The following is a 14889-nucleotide window of genomic DNA, read 5'->3' as shown; positions in this document are numbered from 1 at the left end:
TTTCGCTATTCGGCGGCGGCCGCGATCTGAGCGGCGGCCACCGGCTCCTTCGCCTCGACCGGATCCGCCGGCTCCGGGATGGCCGCCGACGGCGCGAAGGCGCGGTTCCAGGCGTCGAGGGCGGCGATCTTGTAGGCCTCGGCGAGCGTCGGATAGTTGAACGTCGACTCCATGAAGTAGTCGATGGTGCCCTTGAGGTTCAGCACGGCCTGGCCGATGTGGACGAGCTCGGTCGCGCCCTCGCCGATGATGTGGACGCCGAGAAGGCGCCGGGTCTTCTTGGAGAAGATCATCTTCATCATGCCGGTCTCGAGACCCATGATGTGGCCGCGCGAGGTCTCGCGGAAACGGGCAATGCCGCACTCGTAGGCGATCCCGCGCTTGCGGACCTCCTCCTCGGTCATGCCCACGGTGGAGATCTCCGGTACGGAATAGATGCCATAGGGGAAGAATTCCGGCGGCGGCGGCGGGGCGAGGCCGAAAGCGTGGCAAGCGGCGAGGCGGCCCTGTTCCATCGACGTGGAGGCGAGGCTCGGGAAGCCGATCACGTCGCCGGCGGCGTAGATGTGCGGCACCGAGGTCTGCAGCGTCTTCGGGTCGACCGTGATGCGGCCGCGGTGGTCGCTGGCGATGCCGACGGCGTCGAGGTTCAGCCCGTCGGTCTCGCCGACGCGGCCGGCGGCGAACAGCAGCACGTCGCTGGTCACGTTGCGGCCGCTGGCGATCTCGCAATGCGGCCGGCCGGCCTGGTCCAGGGCGACGGACGTCACCTCGGAGCCCAAGCGGATCGAGACGTTGCGGTCGCGCAGTTCGTGCACGAATTCCTCGATCAACTCCTTGTCGACGAAGTCGAGGAAGCTCTCGCGCGGCTCGATCAGCGTGACCGCGACATCGAGGGCGGAGAAGATGGTCGCGTATTCGACGCCGATGACGCCGGCGCCGACCACCGTCAGGCTGCGCGGCAGCTTGTCGATGGTCAGGATTTCGTCGCTGTCGAGGACGTTGGTGCCGTTGAACGGGATGTAGGCCGGGCGGAACGGCCGTGTGCCGCAGGCGATGACCACGAAAGCCGCGGTGTGCACCTCGGCCTCGGTCTCGCTTTCGCGGACCTCGACCTCGTGCGGGCCGAGGAACCGTGCCAGTCCTTGCACCGTCTGCACGTAGTTGCGGCTGAACTGGTGCTCGAGCACGTCGACCTCGTGCTCCAGCGTCTTGGAGGTGCGGGCGAGAAGGTCAGCGGCGGTGATGTCCTTCTTAACGCGGTAGGAGCGGCCGTAGAAGCCGCGCTCGCGCCAGCCGGTGAGGTTCAGCACGGTCTCGCGCATGGTCTTCGAGGGGATGGTGCCGGTGTGGACGGAGACGCCGCCGACCTCCGCGCGCTTGTCGACCACCAGCACGGTCTTGCCGAGCTTGGCGGCCTGGATGGCGGCCCGCCGGCCGGACGGGCCGCTGCCGATGACGATGAGGTCGTAGTCTGCCATGTCGGCACTCCTCGGAGCTTTCCGGGCTGCGGCGGGCCGCAGCGTCGCGCCTGCTTAACCCGGCAAGATTGCGTGAGGCCGACAGGATCCCGTCGCCTGCCGCACCGCAGCATGCCGCTATAAGGAGGGCAAAGCATTCCGCGATCAAGGGCCCCGGCGCCCGCAGCCGGGCCTCATCGGCCGAGCCATGCCGGCGCCACGCCTGCGGTGGAACGGCCGGCAGTGCCGGGCGCGGCAAAAGATCGCCGCGGCGCGCCGACTGACGCTTTGACGGAGCCGGGGAAGCATGCTTCACATCCGGCCATGTGGCAGCGACGCATCGATTTCATCGCCCCGGCCGAGGCCGCGGCACGGTTGCGCGGGATGGGCGGGCTCGCCTTCCTCGACAGCGCCATGCCGCATCCGGGCCTCGGCCGCTACGCCTATGTCGCGGCCGCGCCCTTCGCCGCCTTCACCGTCGACGCCGAGGGCGCCGTGTTCGACGGCGTGCGGCTGGAGGGCCGGCCGCTCGACTGCCTGCGGGAGGTGATGCAGCGCTTCGCGATGCCGGCGGTGCCCGGCCTGCCGCCGTTCCAGGGCGGCGCGATCGGCGCCATCGGCTATGATTTCGCCCAGCATCTCGAGGAGCTCGACCAACCGCCGGGGCTCGATCCAGAGGCGCCGTCGCTGCTCCTGAATTTCTACGACACGGTTCTCGCCTTCGACCTCGAGGCGGAAAGCGCGACCCTTTTCTCGTCAGGCTTCCCGGCGGCAGAGGGCGGGCGCGCCGTCCGGGCCGAGGCCCGCATCGACGCGATCCTCGCGGCGCTAGCGCGTCCTGCGGAGCGCGCTCCCGCCGCCGGGCGTGCGGCGCTCGCCTGGTCGTCGAACTTTACCCGCGCGCGCTACGAGGCGGCGATCGAGACCGTGCGGGAGTACATCCTCGCCGGCGACATCTACCAGGCGAACGTCGCCCAGCAGTTCACCACGACGCTCCCCCCGGCCTTCGACGGTTTCGCCTTCTACGAGCGCCTGCGGGCGGCCAATCCGGCGCCGTTCGCCGCCTATCTCGAGTTTCCCGGCCTGACGATCGCCTCCTCTTCGCCCGAGCGCTTCCTGAAACTCTCGGGGCGCAGCGTCGAGGCGCGGCCGATCAAGGGCACCGCGCCGCGCGCCGCCGACCCGGCGGAGGATGCAGCGCTCGGCGCCGCCCTCGTCGCCTCGGAAAAGGACCGGGCGGAGAACATCATGATCGTCGATCTCCTACGCAACGACATCGCCCGCGTCGCGACGCCCGATTCGGTCGAGGTGCCGGTGCTCTGCGGCCTCGAGAGCTATGCGGGCGTGCACCACCTGACCTCGGTGGTCTCGGCGACACTGCGCGGCGACGCCGACGGGCTCGACCTCATCGCGGCCGCTTTTCCCGGCGGATCGATCACCGGCGCGCCGAAAATCCGGGCGATGGACATCATCACCGAGATCGAGGCTACGGCGCGCGGCATCTATTGCGGCTCGATCGGCTATCTCGGCTTCGACGGCGCGCTCGACCTCAACATCGCCATCCGCACGGTGACGCTGGCGAACGGCCGGGCCACGCTGCAGGCCGGCGGCGGCATCACCGTCCTCTCCGACCCGGCGGCGGAGTACGAGGAAACGCTGACCAAGGCCGCGCGGGTGTTTGCCGCGTTCGAGGCCGCGCCTGCCGAGGCCAAGGCGGAGGCCGGGGAAGCGCCTGCCGGGGACGTGGCATGATCCTCGTCGTCGACAATTACGACAGCTTCGTCTTCAACGTCGCCCGCTATGTCGAGCGCGCCGGCGGCCGGACCGATGTGGTGCGCAACGACAAGATCACGGTCGACGAGATCGTGGCGAGGGCTCCGCGCGCCATCGTCGTCTCGCCCGGCCCCTGCAGCCCGGCCGAGGCGGGGGTCTCGCTGGAGCTGATCGAGAGACTGTCGGGCACGGTGCCGATCCTCGGCGTCTGCCTCGGCCACCAGTGCATCGGCGAGGTTTTCGGCGGCCGGGTCGAGCGGGCCCGCCGGCCGCTGCATGGGCGCGCCTCCGCCATCACGCACGACGGACGGGACCTGTTCGCGGGCGTGCCGAGCCCGATGCAGGCGGGGCGCTATCATTCGCTGATCGTCGAGGAGACCGGGGCGATGGCCGGGCAGCTCATCGTCGATGCCCGTTCGGAGGAGGGGGAGGTGATGGGCTTGCGACACCGCGAGCACCCGACCTTCGGCATCCAGTTCCACCCGGAATCGGTGCTGACGCCCGAGGGCCTCACCCTCTTCAAGAACTTTCTCGGACTTGCGGAGCGCTGGCATGCAGACCGTCTGGACTAAGGGCGGCTTCGTGCCCGCCGACACCGCGGTCGACGCGCGCGACCGCGGCTTCCTGCTCGGCGACGGGCTGTTCGACACGGCGCTGGCGATCAGCGGCACCGTCTTCCGGCTGAAGCAGCACGTGGCGCGGCTGGCGGCGGCGCTGGAACTCGTGGAGATCCCGGTCGAGGTAGCCGAGATCGAGGCGGCGATGACGGCGCTGGCGGAGCGCCAGGTCGACGGCTCGATCCGTCTCACGGTGACGCGCGGCCCCGGACAGCGCGGGCTCCGCTTGCCGTCCGAGCCGGCGCCGCTGATTTTGGGTTCCAGCGCGCCGCTGACGCCCTCGCTGATGTTCGCGCCGATCCGCTGCGCGATGGCTGAGGTGCGCCGCAACGAGACCTCGCCGCTGTCGCGGATCAAGAGCCTCGGCTATCTCGACGCCATCCTCGCCTCGCGCCGGGCGGAGCGGGAAGGGGCGAGCGAGGCGCTGTTCCTCAACACCAAGGGCGTCGTCGCCTGTTCCTCGCTCGGCAATCTCTTCGTCGCCGACGGCATGGACCTCGCGACCCCGCCGCTGAAGGACGGCGTTCTGCCGGGCATCACCCGCGGCTGGGTGATCGAGGAGGGCGAGGATTTCGGCCTCCGACCGATCGAGCGCTCGGTATCGCCGAAGAGCCTCGACGCCGCCGACGGGCTGTTCCTCACCAACAGCCTGCGCCTGATCTCGCCGATGACACTGTCCGGCAAGGCGGAGAGCGCCGACGTGCCGGAAGCCGTCCGCCAGCTGATGATCGGGCTCTGCGAGGCGATCGCCCGCGACTGCGGCAAGGACCCGCGCGACCTCGGCGCGAAGCTGCCGGGCTAAGACCTATCGGACGTCAGCGCCGCCCCGCGCCGCCGGCGATCAGCCAGGCCGGATCGAACCAGGTATCGGCCGGGCCGTCATAGGGCACGCGGTTGATGTCCCAGTGCCGGACGAAGGGGGCGTAGACATCCCAGACCCGCGGGCCGCCGCCGACATAGACGACGCGGTCGGGAAAGCGCGACAGCACTTCCTGCGGGTCCTCGTGCGATCGGATCTCGACGATAGTGCGGTCGAGCTTCACGAAGGGCGGGAAGGACGCCACGGTGCGTGGACCGGCGATCAGCACGTGGCCGCGGCTGACCTCGAAGAAGCGCTCGACGTCCTCGACGAAGGGGCGGCCGGGATTGCCTTCCCAGGGCAGCACGCCGTCGAGGCCGAGCTGGCCGCTATGGCCGATGGCACAGATCACCCTGATATCGGCCATGTCTTTCTCCGTTGAACGTCGCCGCGATCCACGCCAGCCTGCTTCAACCCGCTGCAGCCGAACGAAATCGTACGAGGGCTGCCGCAACGAAAGGCTGAATTGTCAGTCGTGCATAGCGGCGGTATGAAGAACTTCGCGCAAATTGCAACGATCGGTCGCACGACTTGAATTGATGAAGGATTAACACTCCACAGCGACCGTTTCTGCCGATTTGGATCCTTGCTCTTATGGAAGATACCCGGACTTTGACTCCCAGCTTGATCAATGGGCGTAATTCGCCGGTGTCGAGCGGGGCCGATACCAGCCATATCGTCCCGTCGCTGCTCTCCATCGCCAAGTCGACCCGCGCCTTCCTCACCTTGGTGCTCAGCGAAATCGACCTGCATCCCGGCCAGGACCAGCTGCTGAACAGGCTGGAGCGGGACGCGCCGGTCAGCGTTTCGGCGCTCGCCGACCAGCTCGCCGTTCGCCCGTCGACCGTCTCCAAGATGCTCGACCGGCTGATCGAGAAGAAGCTGGTGCTGCGGGCCGCGAGCAACCGCGATGCCCGGCGCACCATGGTGATGCTGACCGAGGAGGGCGAGGCGGCCAAGGCCGCCGTCAAGGTGATCTGGGACCGGCTGGAAGCCGATCTCGTCAGTTCGCTGAGCCTTGCCGACGTCGCCCGGGTGACCTCGGTTCTGGACCAGGTCGACGATCTCCTCAGCGCCAAGCTGCGCCGGCTTCGCTAGCGCCCGACGGGCTTTCTCCCGGCTCTTCCTGCCAAGGCGCGTGCGTGGCGCGTCGGTTTGACTTCCGCCCGCCCGGTCTCCTACAGCATCCCCCGGAAACCGAAGCGTTTTCCGGGAGAACGCCGCTCCCAGGGAACGGGCGGGCGCCTGGAGCGGTAGGGTTCCCGTGGCGCCCTTTCTAGGCGGCCGGCAGGCGGAGGAGACGGACATGACCGAGACGGTAATGCTGAAGACGGGCTCGATCGAGGTCGTCGTCCTTACGGCGGGGGCGTCGATCCAGTCGGTCCACCTTGCCGGGGTCGCGCATTCGCTGGTGCTCGGGACGCCCGATCTTTCCTTCTACGGGCCGGCCAACCGCGCCTTTCTCGGCGCCACCATCGGCCGCAATGCCAACCGCCTTGGCGGTGGCCGCCTGCCGGTCGACGGGACGGTGCACCAGCTCTCGATCAACGAGCCGCCGAACCAGCTGCATGGCGGCACGACAGGCTTCTGGGCGCGCGAATGGACCATCGCGGAAAGCCGAGCGGACCGGGTGGTCATGACCCTCGTCTCGCCCGACGGCGCGGACGGCTATCCCGGCACCGCCAGCGTCCGGGCGATCTTCGCCGTCGAGGATCCCGGCACCCTCGTCATCTGCTACGAGGGAACGGTCGACCGGCGCAGCGTCCTCAACATGACGTCGCATCTCTACCTCAATCTCTCCGGCGAGGCTTCCACCCGCGATCATCTGCTGCAGGTCGGCGCCGAGGCCTATCTGCCGGTCGATGCGGCGTTGATCCCGACCGGCGCGGTGCAGCCGGTGGAGGGGACGGGCTTCGACTTCCGGACGCCCCGGCGTCTCGTCGAGGGCCCGGACATGCTGGACCATAACTTCTGCCTCGACGGCGGCCGCACGGCCCGGCCGCGGCCGGTGGCGACGGTGCGCGGCGGCGGCGTCGAGCTCGAGCTTTCCACCACCGAAAGAGGCCTGCAGGTCTATGACGGGGCGCTGTTCGACGGCACGATCACCGGCCTCGACGGGCAAGGGATCGCCGCCTATGGCGGCATCGCCTTCGAGCCGCAGGAGTGGCCGGACGCGCCGAACCACAAGGATTTTCCGCCGACGCTGCTTGGCCCCGGCGACGCCTACGTCCACGAGAGCGTCTACCGCTTCCGCCGCGTCTGATCCGGGGCGGCAACGCGGCATTCTCGCAGCCATAGCCTGCGACCCGTGGCCCGTCAGCCGAGGCGCACCGGCGGGTCGAGCCGCCCGCGGCATCCGATGTCGATGATGAAGGTCTTGCCGGATTGCGGGTGGCGGGCGAGCTCCTCGGGGCTCAACTCGTCGCGCGCGGTGGTGATGGCGAGCCAGGAGAGGGCCGGGCCGCAGAAGGCCGGGCAGGTGGTGTTCGGGCCGCCGGTGGCGATCTCGCCGAGGAGGGTGGCATCGCGGTCGAAGATGTCGACGCGCGCGCCGCCCCAGCGGGCGCTGTAGAGGCGGCCGTCGCGATCGAGGACGGCGCCGTCCGGACCGCTGGGATCGCCGGGGACCGCCTGGTGGAACACTTCCGGCTCGCCCATCGGCAGGCCTGTCGCGGGGTCGGTGGCGACTCGCCAGATCGTGCCGCGCGGGGTGTCGGAGAAATGCGCGTAGCTGCCATCCTCGGCAAAGCAGATCGCATTGCCGACGGTGAGGCCGGTGTAGAGCTGGCGCAGTTCCCCCTTGAAGAACCAGTAGATCGACCCGGCGCCCTCGGTCTTGTCGAGCGCCATGGTGGAGCACCAGAAGGCGCCGCAAGGATGCGTGCGGCCGTCATTGCTGCGCAGGTCCGGCCGGTCCGCCTCGATTGCCGCCAGCCGCTCCAGCGCGCCGTCGGAGCGCTGACGACGCCAGAGGCCGCTGGCGAGGAAAACCATGTCGCTCTCGGCATCGACTGCCGCACCGGCCGAGCCCATCTCGGGCAACGGCTCCTCGGTCGTCATGTTTGTGACGAAGTCGTGGGTAAGCTTCTTCTGGCCGGGAATATCGAACCAGGCGAGTGCCCCGGTCATTGGGTTCACGGCAATTCCCTCGCCGAGCACCGCCGCCACCTCGCTCAATACGCCCGCAACCTGCCGCATCTTTCCTCGTCCCAAACCGCTTCGATCCTTCGTCAACGCTTTGGTCACGCAGATGGCGCATTAGAGCGTTATTAAGAGTCCCAATCGCCAGCCACTCGCTATGCAATGCGCAGAATTGTGCATATGCTAAGGGAGTGAGCAGCTGCACTATAAAAAGATCGATCTAGTTGAAACAGCGTCCCTATTTCTCCCGCCGCACCGCCCTGAAGATGGGCGTCGCCGCCGCCGTAATGGCGGCCGCAGCCGGCCCTGGTGCCGCGCAGGAATCGGCGCCTCCGCCGGCTCCCGTCCCGCCGGCGCCCACGCCGCCGGCCCCTGCGGTGCCCGGCGCCGAGGCGACGGTGATCGACAATTTCGACTTTGAATCCTTCTCGGCAATGATGCGCAAGCGGGCGGAGACGCCCTATGTCGAGAACGAGGCGGCGCTGCCGGAAGCGTTGACCAATCTCACCTATGACGAACACCGCGCCATCCGATTCCGGCCGGATCATGCGCTGTGGCAAGGCGATCCGCTTAGCTTTCAGCTGCAGGCCTTCTATCCCGGCGCGCGGGTCAGCGACACCACGCGGATCTATCTCGGCGACGGCAAGCGCTTCGAGCTGAAGGCCTTCTCCGGCGCCGATTTCGAATACCGCGCGCCGCTCGATCCGACGATCTTCCAGCGCATCACGCTTCCGGGTGTGGCTGGCTTCCGCCTGCACTACCCGCTGCAGCGTCCGGACTATTTCGACGAGCTCGTCACCTTCCTCGGCGCCAGCTATTTCCGGGCGCTCGGCATGGGCAACCGCTACGGCCTGTCGGCGCGGGGCCTTGCCATCAACACCGCGACACAGACGGCGGAAGAGTTTCCGCATTTCAGCGCCTTCTACATCGTCAAGCCTGAGCCGGGCGTAAACACCATCCAGCTCTACGCCGAGCTGGACAGCCCAAGCCTTACCGGCGCCTACGCCTTCACCATCACGCCTGGCCCGGAGACGCTGATCGACGTCACCGCGCGGCTGAACTTCCGCAACGCCGTCGACCGTCTCGGCGTCGCGCCGCTGACCTCGATGTTCACCTTCGGCGAGAACGACCGGCGCAACCGCGACGATTTCCGCCCGGAAGTGCACGACAGCGATGGCCTGTCGATCCACCGGCGCAATGGCGAGCGCCTGTGGCGTCCGCTGAAGAACCCCGAATCCCTGGCACTGTCCTATTTCCAGGAAGCGTCGCCGGCGGCTTTCGGCCTGATGCAGCGCGACCGTGACTTCTCGCACTACGAGGACATCGAGTCGCGCTACGAGCTTCGCCCGTCGCTGATGATCGAGCCGCTCGGCGACTGGGGTCGCGGCATGGTCGAGCTGGTCGAGATTCCAACCAACTCCGAGATCAACGACAACATCGTCGCCTTCTGGGTGCCGGAGAAGAAGCCCGACGCCGGCAGCCAGTACGAATTCCGCTACCGCATGCGCTGGGGCAATGTCGTGGAGGAGGCCGCGGGCCTCGCGTATGTCGCCGGCACCTATGGTGGCGTCGGTGGCAACGCGGCCGACGAGACGCCGCCGAACACGCGACGCTTCGCGATCAACTTCATCAAGGGCACCATCGGCAACCTGCCGGCGGACGCCGTGCTGGACGCCATCATCGACACGCCGGACAATGCCAAGCTGGTGCACACGGCGCTCGATCGCCTGCCGGACGGCGGATGGCGCCTGTCGCTCGAGATTCAGAAGCTGAACTCCGCCCCGGTGGAACTGCGGGCGAAACTTTCGATGCTGCAGCGCATTGTCACTGAAACATGGCTCTATCAATGGACGGATGCCGTATGACCGTGTTCGCAACGCTCCCCGAGAAAACCGTACCGCTCGACCGTGTCGCGCCCTTGCCGCGTCAGCCGGTTCGCAGTCCCCGTACATCCGGCATGCTCCTTGGACGTCCCGATCTCTCGGATGAAGCGGTTCTGGCGGCGATCGCCGAGCGCCTGGTGTTCGAGGGTCGGGATCCGTCCCACGCCCCTGGTGTGCTGAAGGCAGCCATCGCGGGCAAGCCGCTCGCGCTCGCCATGCTGCGCAAGCTGGTCCTGCCGGCACCGCAATCGGCGCTGGTCATGCCGATCCAGTCGATCCTGCGGGAGCGTTCGCCCGAGCGGTCCGCCTCTCCCTGGTCGAAGCTCGTCTCGTTCGGGCGCTGATCAAGGTCGCCAGGCGCTGGCTCCGATAAGCGCCTGATCATTCTTCCCTCGCAGCGCCTCACCTGACGCCGGTTTTCGGTCGGGTGGCGCTGCGCACGCGAAATTGATAAAGCTACGCGAGACTTCGCACTTCCGGGCCAGGACGCCGTTCCTGGCGTCATGCTTCGTCCGACAATAGGCCGCCCTTTGATCGCCTTTCGCCGTTTCTGCTTCGCCGCCACCGCGGTGATCCTCGCGCTCATCGCCGGCGGACTGTTCGCGTCGATCGTCACCGCCAGCGGCACCAGCCGGCTGCAGGTGCTGCAGGTCTCGCTGCTGACCATCTGCTGCGTCTGGTTGGCCTGGGGTTTCAATACCGCCGTCACCGGCATCCTGTCGGGCATCGGCGAGCGCAAGTCGGTCTCCATTCCCTCGCGTTCCAGCCCCAACCGCACCGCCATCCTCGTCCCCGTCTACAACGAGGACCCGAAAGCGGTTTTCGGCCGGATCGCGGCGATGATGGAGGGCCTTCGGGCGATCAAGCGTCTCGACGGCTTCGACTTCCACGTCCTCAGCGATTCCACCAAGGCGGAGTTCGTCGAGGCGGAGCGCCGGGCAACCTTCGTGCTGGCCGCCGAGCTGGAAGTCGCGGGGCACCTCTACTACCGCAACCGCGTCAAGAACATCGGCCGCAAGGCCGGCAATGTCGGCGATTTCGTCACGACGTCGGGCGGCGCCTACGCCTACATGCTGGTGCTCGACGCCGACAGCCTCATGCGGCCGCAGACCATTCTCGAAATGGTCAACCGCATGGATGCCGATCCCGAGCTCGGCCTGCTGCAGACGCAGCCGCTGATCATCGGCCGCCGCACCCTGTTCGGGCGCGCGCTGCAGTTCTCGGCCGCGCTGTTCTCGCCGGTTTTCTCGCGCGGCATTGCCGCGCTGCAGGGCCGCGAGGGGCCGTTCTGGGGCCATAACGCGATGATCCGCGTCAAGGCCTTCGCTGACTGCTGCGGCTTGCCCTCGCTGCCGGGCAAGGCACCTTTCGGCGGCCACATCCTCAGCCACGACTTCGTCGAGGCGGCACTGCTCGCCCGCGGCGGCTACCGCGTCCGGCTGGATCCCGACCTCGAGGGTTCCTACGAGGAAGCCCCGTCCAACCTCATCGAATATGCCAAGCGGGACCGTCGCTGGTGCCAGGGCAACCTGCAGCACGGACGGCTGATCACGGCGCCACAGCTGAACCTCTGGAGCCGCATTGCGCTGGTCTGTGGCATCATGGCCTATGCCGCGTCGCCGATCTGGCTGATGTTCCTGATCGTCTCGCTGCTCGACCCGATCATCGCCGCCGAGCCGAACTATTTCCCCGCCGACTCGCTGTTCCCCGTCTTCCCGACGCCCGAGACCGGCAAGGCGCTTCTGCTCCTGTTCGGCATCTTCCTGCTTCTCCTCCTGCCGAAGACGCTGATCGCCTTTGCCAGCGCCTTCGGCTCCAAGCGCAAGTCGTTCGGCGGTGCCTGGCAGGTGCTGGCGGGTGCCACCGCCGAGCTCGCGATGACCTCGACGCTGGCGCCGATCATGATGATGTTCCAGTCGAAGGCCGTCGGCGAGATCCTGATCGGTGCCGACAGCGGCTGGCCGGCCACCGAGCGCGAAGACGGCAGCCTGCCGCTGCGCGATTCCTTCAAGGCCAGCTGGTACATGGTCATCGCCGGCACCGCGCTGCTTCTCGCGACCTTCTTCTACTCGCCGAACCTCTTCCTCTGGGTCTGCCCGATCGCCGTCCCGCTGATGTTCTCGCCGCTGCTCATCAGTCTGTCCGGCAATCCGCAGCTTGGCGATTTCGCGCGCCGCCACGGCCTCTTCGCCACGCCCTTCGAGCTCGACCCGGAGCCCGTCGTCCGCGCGTCCGAATCCTGGCGTCGCCGGCTGGAAAATATTCTCGACGGCCATGCTGTCGACAAGGAGACCCGCCAGGCTCCGGTCCTGGCTGCCAATCCGGCCTGATCGACGACGATCGTCACCGGCAGCGTGGCATCTCCACTATGCCGATAGCCTTCGGAGCCGAAGAACGCATGCCGTCAGAGACCGCCGTCCCGCCGCCGAAACCTGTCAGAGACCAGCGGGTCGACTTCTACCGCGGCATCGCGCTCGCGATGATCTTCGTCAACCACGTGCCCGGCAACATCTGGGAGAACTACACCTCCCGCAATTTCGGCTTCTCCGATTCCGCCGAGCTCTTCGTCTTCCTCGCCGGTTTCGCCTCGGCGTTCGCCTACGCCAAACCCTTCCTCGGCGGGGCGCGGCTGGTGACACTGCTGAAGGCCTGGCGGCGGGCGGGCGTCCTCTACCTCGTCCACATCATGCTGACGATGTTCGCCATCGGCCTGTTCTGCTGGGCGGCGCTCGCTTTCGGGCGCGGCGACATGCTGCTGCATTTTGGGCTCGAGACCTTCATCACCCGGCCGATCGAGGCGCTGGTCGGCGTCATTACGCTTTCGCACCAGCTCGGCTACGTGAACATCCTGCCGATGTATTCGGTGATCCTCCTAATGCTGCCGGTGCACCTTCTCCTGGTGAAGCTCGTCGGGCGGCACGGCATGCTGCTGGCGTCGGGCCTGTTCTGGCTGGTCACCGGGCTCTACCGGCTTGACATTCCGAACTTCCCCTATCCCGGCGGCTGGTTCTTCAACCCGCTGGCCTGGCAGTTCATCTTCGCCATCGGCCTGTGGTGCGGCCTGTCGAAACGGCAGCGGTCGCAGCCGGCGGTGCCATATAACGCCACTCTCTACACGCTCGCGATCGCCTATCTCGTCGGCGCCTACGTGTTCGTTGGCCTCGATGCCTGGGGCTCGGAGCGGCTGCTCGGCTGGCCGTTCCTGATCAGCTATTTCGACAAGACTTTCGTCACGCTGCCGCGGCTGCTGCATCTCCTGGCGATGATCTACGTCTTTGCGCACGCGCCGCTCACCTCGCCGCTGCAGCGGGTCGGCGCGAACAACCCCTTCACCCTTCTCGGACGTCATTCCCTACCGGTGTTTGCGCTGGGAACTGCGTTGTCGCTGATCGCGCAGATCGTGCATTTCGGCCGGCCCTCGACCTTCCTCTACGACTCGGTCCTGATCGGCGTGGGCTTGGCTCTGCACTTTGCCCTCGCCGCCTATCTCGACTGGTGGAAGCGCACCAAGCCAGCGCCGAAGGCGGCACCGCGTCCGGTTGTCGCAACGCCCGTCGCGTCGCCGTTTGTCGGGACCATTGCGCCGAAGCAAAGCGAGGCACTCGCGTCGACGCCGACGGCCTAAGCAACATCAAATAAAACCGCTGATATGTGTCGTGCCGCTTCGCTGCGACTTGCCGGCACTGGCCTGCTGCTATTCATCAGCCCTTCGTACGATTGCGGCTGACGGCAAAAGCGTTAAGCGTGCAACCGAACTCTGGGAGGAAACGCGGTGGCGACGACAAGCAATGACATGGGGCGAGGCGGCTGGCTGTCGCGGTCCCGCACGGTGGCCGAGCCCGGCTTCAACCGCTGGCTGGTGCCCCCGGCCGCGCTCTGCGTGCATCTGTGCATCGGCCAAGCCTACGCCTTCTCGGTGTTCAACAAGCCGTTGTCGCTGCTGATCGGCGGTACCGAGCCCGCCGTCGGGCAAGACTGGACGATCCCCTCGCTCGGGTGGATCTTCTCGATCGCCATCGTCTTCCTTGGCCTGTCGGCGGCGTTCGGCGGCGCATGGGTCGAGCGGGTCGGGCCGCGTAGGACCATGGCGACGGCCGCCTGCTTCTTCGGCGGCGGCTTCCTCGTCGCCGCGCTCGGCATCTCCACCCACCAGCTCTGGCTGGTCTATCTCGGCTATGGTGTGCTCGGCGGCTGCGGCCTCGGCCTCGGCTACATCTCGCCGGTCAAGACGCTGATGACCTGGTTCCCGGACCGGCCGGGCATGGCCACCGGCATGGCGATCATGGGCTTTGGCGGCGGCGCCTTCATCGCCTCGCCGCTCTCGGTCTACCTGATGAGCCAGTTCAGCGTCGCCGGCACCTTCGTCGCGATGGGCCTGATCTACTTCGTCTACATGATGGTCGGCGCGACCCTGGTGCGCGTGCCGCGCGAGGGCTGGCTGCCGGAAGGCTATGTGCCCGCGACGAAGTCGAGCGGCCTCGTCACCTCCGCCAATGTCCATGTCGACGAGGCGTTGAAGACGCCGCAGTTCTGGCTGCTCTGGGGCGTGCTCTGCCTCAACGTCACCGCCGGCATCGGCGTGCTCGGCCAGGCCTCGCTGATGAGTCAGGAAATGTTCCCGGGTATCATCACCCCCGCCGCGGCCGCCGGCTTCGTCGGTCTGCTCAGCCTGTTCAACATGGCCGGGCGATTCTTCTGGGCCTCGACCTCGGACTATATCGGCCGGCGCAACACCTACATGATCTTCTTCGCCCTCGGCGTGGTGATCTACGCGCTGGTGCCGACCGCCGGTCAGATGGGCTCGATCGTCCTGTTCGTGCTGCTCTACGCCATCATCCTGTCGATGTACGGCGGCGGCTTCGCCACCATCCCGGCCTATCTCCGCGACGTGTTCGGCACCAAATATGCCGGCGCGATCCACGGGCGGCTCCTCACCGCCTGGTCGGTGGCGGGCGTCGCCGGGCCGGTGCTCGTCAACTACATCCGCGAGTACCAGATCGCCAACGGCGTGGCGAAGGCCGACGCCTATACGGTGACGATGTACATCATGGCCGGCCTGCTGGCGGTCGGCTTCCTCCTGAACTTCATGATGAAGCCGGTCGCCGCCAAGCACCACCTGCCGGCCGATCCCCGTCCGCTGGCCGCCTGAGGAGAGA

General features: G+C 67.5%; 13 protein-coding genes. 10 read left to right on the top strand and 3 right to left on the bottom strand.

All coding sequences use genetic code 11. The features are described 5' to 3' along the window. Positions 1–5: 5 nt before the first annotated feature. Positions 6–1481 (bottom strand): Si-specific NAD(P)(+) transhydrogenase, encoded by a 1476-nt coding sequence (gene sthA, locus ACZLZQ_RS03295; RefSeq protein WP_472948145.1) that lies wholly within the window; start codon positions 1479–1481, stop codon positions 6–8. Positions 1482–1784: 303 nt separating this feature from the next. Between sthA and pabB the strand changes: the two genes are divergently transcribed. From pabB to ACZLZQ_RS03280, 3 genes are read left to right on the top strand one after another with little or no spacing between them, the layout of a single operon-like run. Next, positions 1785–3212, top strand: a complete 1428-nt coding sequence (pabB, locus tag ACZLZQ_RS03290; protein ID WP_472948144.1) for an aminodeoxychorismate synthase component I — start codon at positions 1785–1787, stop codon at positions 3210–3212. Next, positions 3209–3805: an anthranilate synthase component II gene (locus ACZLZQ_RS03285; protein WP_472948143.1), complete on the top strand. Its 597-nt coding sequence runs from the start codon at positions 3209–3211 to the stop codon at positions 3803–3805. Before pabB ends, ACZLZQ_RS03285 begins: the two co-directional genes overlap by 4 nt. Further along, entirely contained in the window at positions 3786–4652 is an 867-nt protein-coding gene (locus ACZLZQ_RS03280; protein WP_472948142.1) for an aminotransferase class IV, read from the top strand. Before ACZLZQ_RS03285 ends, ACZLZQ_RS03280 begins: the two co-directional genes overlap by 20 nt. Before the next feature lie 13 nt (positions 4653–4665). Here the strand turns inward: ACZLZQ_RS03280 and ACZLZQ_RS03275 are convergent, their stop codons facing one another. Beyond that, positions 4666–5076 (bottom strand): diacylglycerol kinase, encoded by a 411-nt coding sequence (locus tag ACZLZQ_RS03275; RefSeq protein WP_472948141.1) that lies wholly within the window; start codon positions 5074–5076, stop codon positions 4666–4668. Between the two features lie 245 nt (positions 5077–5321). On the opposite strand from ACZLZQ_RS03275, the gene ACZLZQ_RS03270 reads away from it, so the two are divergent. Both ACZLZQ_RS03270 and ACZLZQ_RS03265 read left to right on the top strand, forming a co-directional pair. After that, positions 5322–5807, top strand: a complete 486-nt coding sequence (locus ACZLZQ_RS03270) for a MarR family winged helix-turn-helix transcriptional regulator (protein WP_472932078.1) — start codon at positions 5322–5324, stop codon at positions 5805–5807. Between the two features lie 208 nt (positions 5808–6015). Further along, the gene (locus ACZLZQ_RS03265) at positions 6016–6972 is read left to right on the top strand and encodes an aldose epimerase family protein (RefSeq protein ID WP_472948140.1); all 957 of its coding nucleotides are present in this window, start codon (positions 6016–6018) and stop codon (positions 6970–6972) included. 53 nt (positions 6973–7025) lie between these two features. Here ACZLZQ_RS03265 and ACZLZQ_RS03260 read toward each other — a convergent pair whose 3' ends face one another. Further along, positions 7026–7907 carry an SMP-30/gluconolactonase/LRE family protein gene (locus ACZLZQ_RS03260; RefSeq protein ID WP_472948139.1) on the bottom strand — a complete coding sequence of 294 codons (882 nt, stop codon included), beginning with the start codon at positions 7905–7907 and terminating at the stop codon, positions 7026–7028. Positions 7908–8074: 167 nt separating this feature from the next. On the opposite strand from ACZLZQ_RS03260, the gene ACZLZQ_RS03255 reads away from it, so the two are divergent. From ACZLZQ_RS03255 to ACZLZQ_RS03235, 5 genes are all read left to right on the top strand, one after another. After that, entirely contained in the window at positions 8075–9715 is a 1641-nt protein-coding gene (locus ACZLZQ_RS03255; protein ID WP_472948138.1) for an OpgD/OpgG family glucan biosynthesis protein, read from the top strand. Beyond that, the gene (locus ACZLZQ_RS03250; RefSeq protein WP_472948137.1) at positions 9712–10077 is read left to right on the top strand and encodes a hypothetical protein; all 366 of its coding nucleotides are present in this window, start codon (positions 9712–9714) and stop codon (positions 10075–10077) included. The genes ACZLZQ_RS03255 and ACZLZQ_RS03250 overlap by 4 nt, the downstream gene beginning before the upstream one ends. A 102-nt stretch (positions 10078–10179) precedes the next feature. Next, positions 10180–12063 carry a glucans biosynthesis glucosyltransferase MdoH gene (gene mdoH / locus ACZLZQ_RS03245; protein WP_472932387.1) on the top strand — a complete coding sequence of 628 codons (1884 nt, stop codon included), beginning with the start codon at positions 10180–10182 and terminating at the stop codon, positions 12061–12063. A gap of 68 nt (positions 12064–12131) precedes the next feature. Next, positions 12132–13358, top strand: coding sequence for an OpgC family protein (locus ACZLZQ_RS03240; RefSeq protein WP_472948136.1), 1227 nt, complete (start codon positions 12132–12134; stop codon positions 13356–13358). Positions 13359–13526: 168 nt separating this feature from the next. Then, positions 13527–14882, top strand: coding sequence for an L-lactate MFS transporter (locus ACZLZQ_RS03235; RefSeq protein WP_472948434.1), 1356 nt, complete (start codon positions 13527–13529; stop codon positions 14880–14882). Positions 14883–14889: the final 7 nt, after the last annotated feature.

The organism is Mesocryomonas lacus (assembly GCF_055730105.2).
The sequence above is the reverse complement of the archived record's forward strand: the minus strand, read 5'-3'. Positions and strand labels throughout refer to the sequence as shown.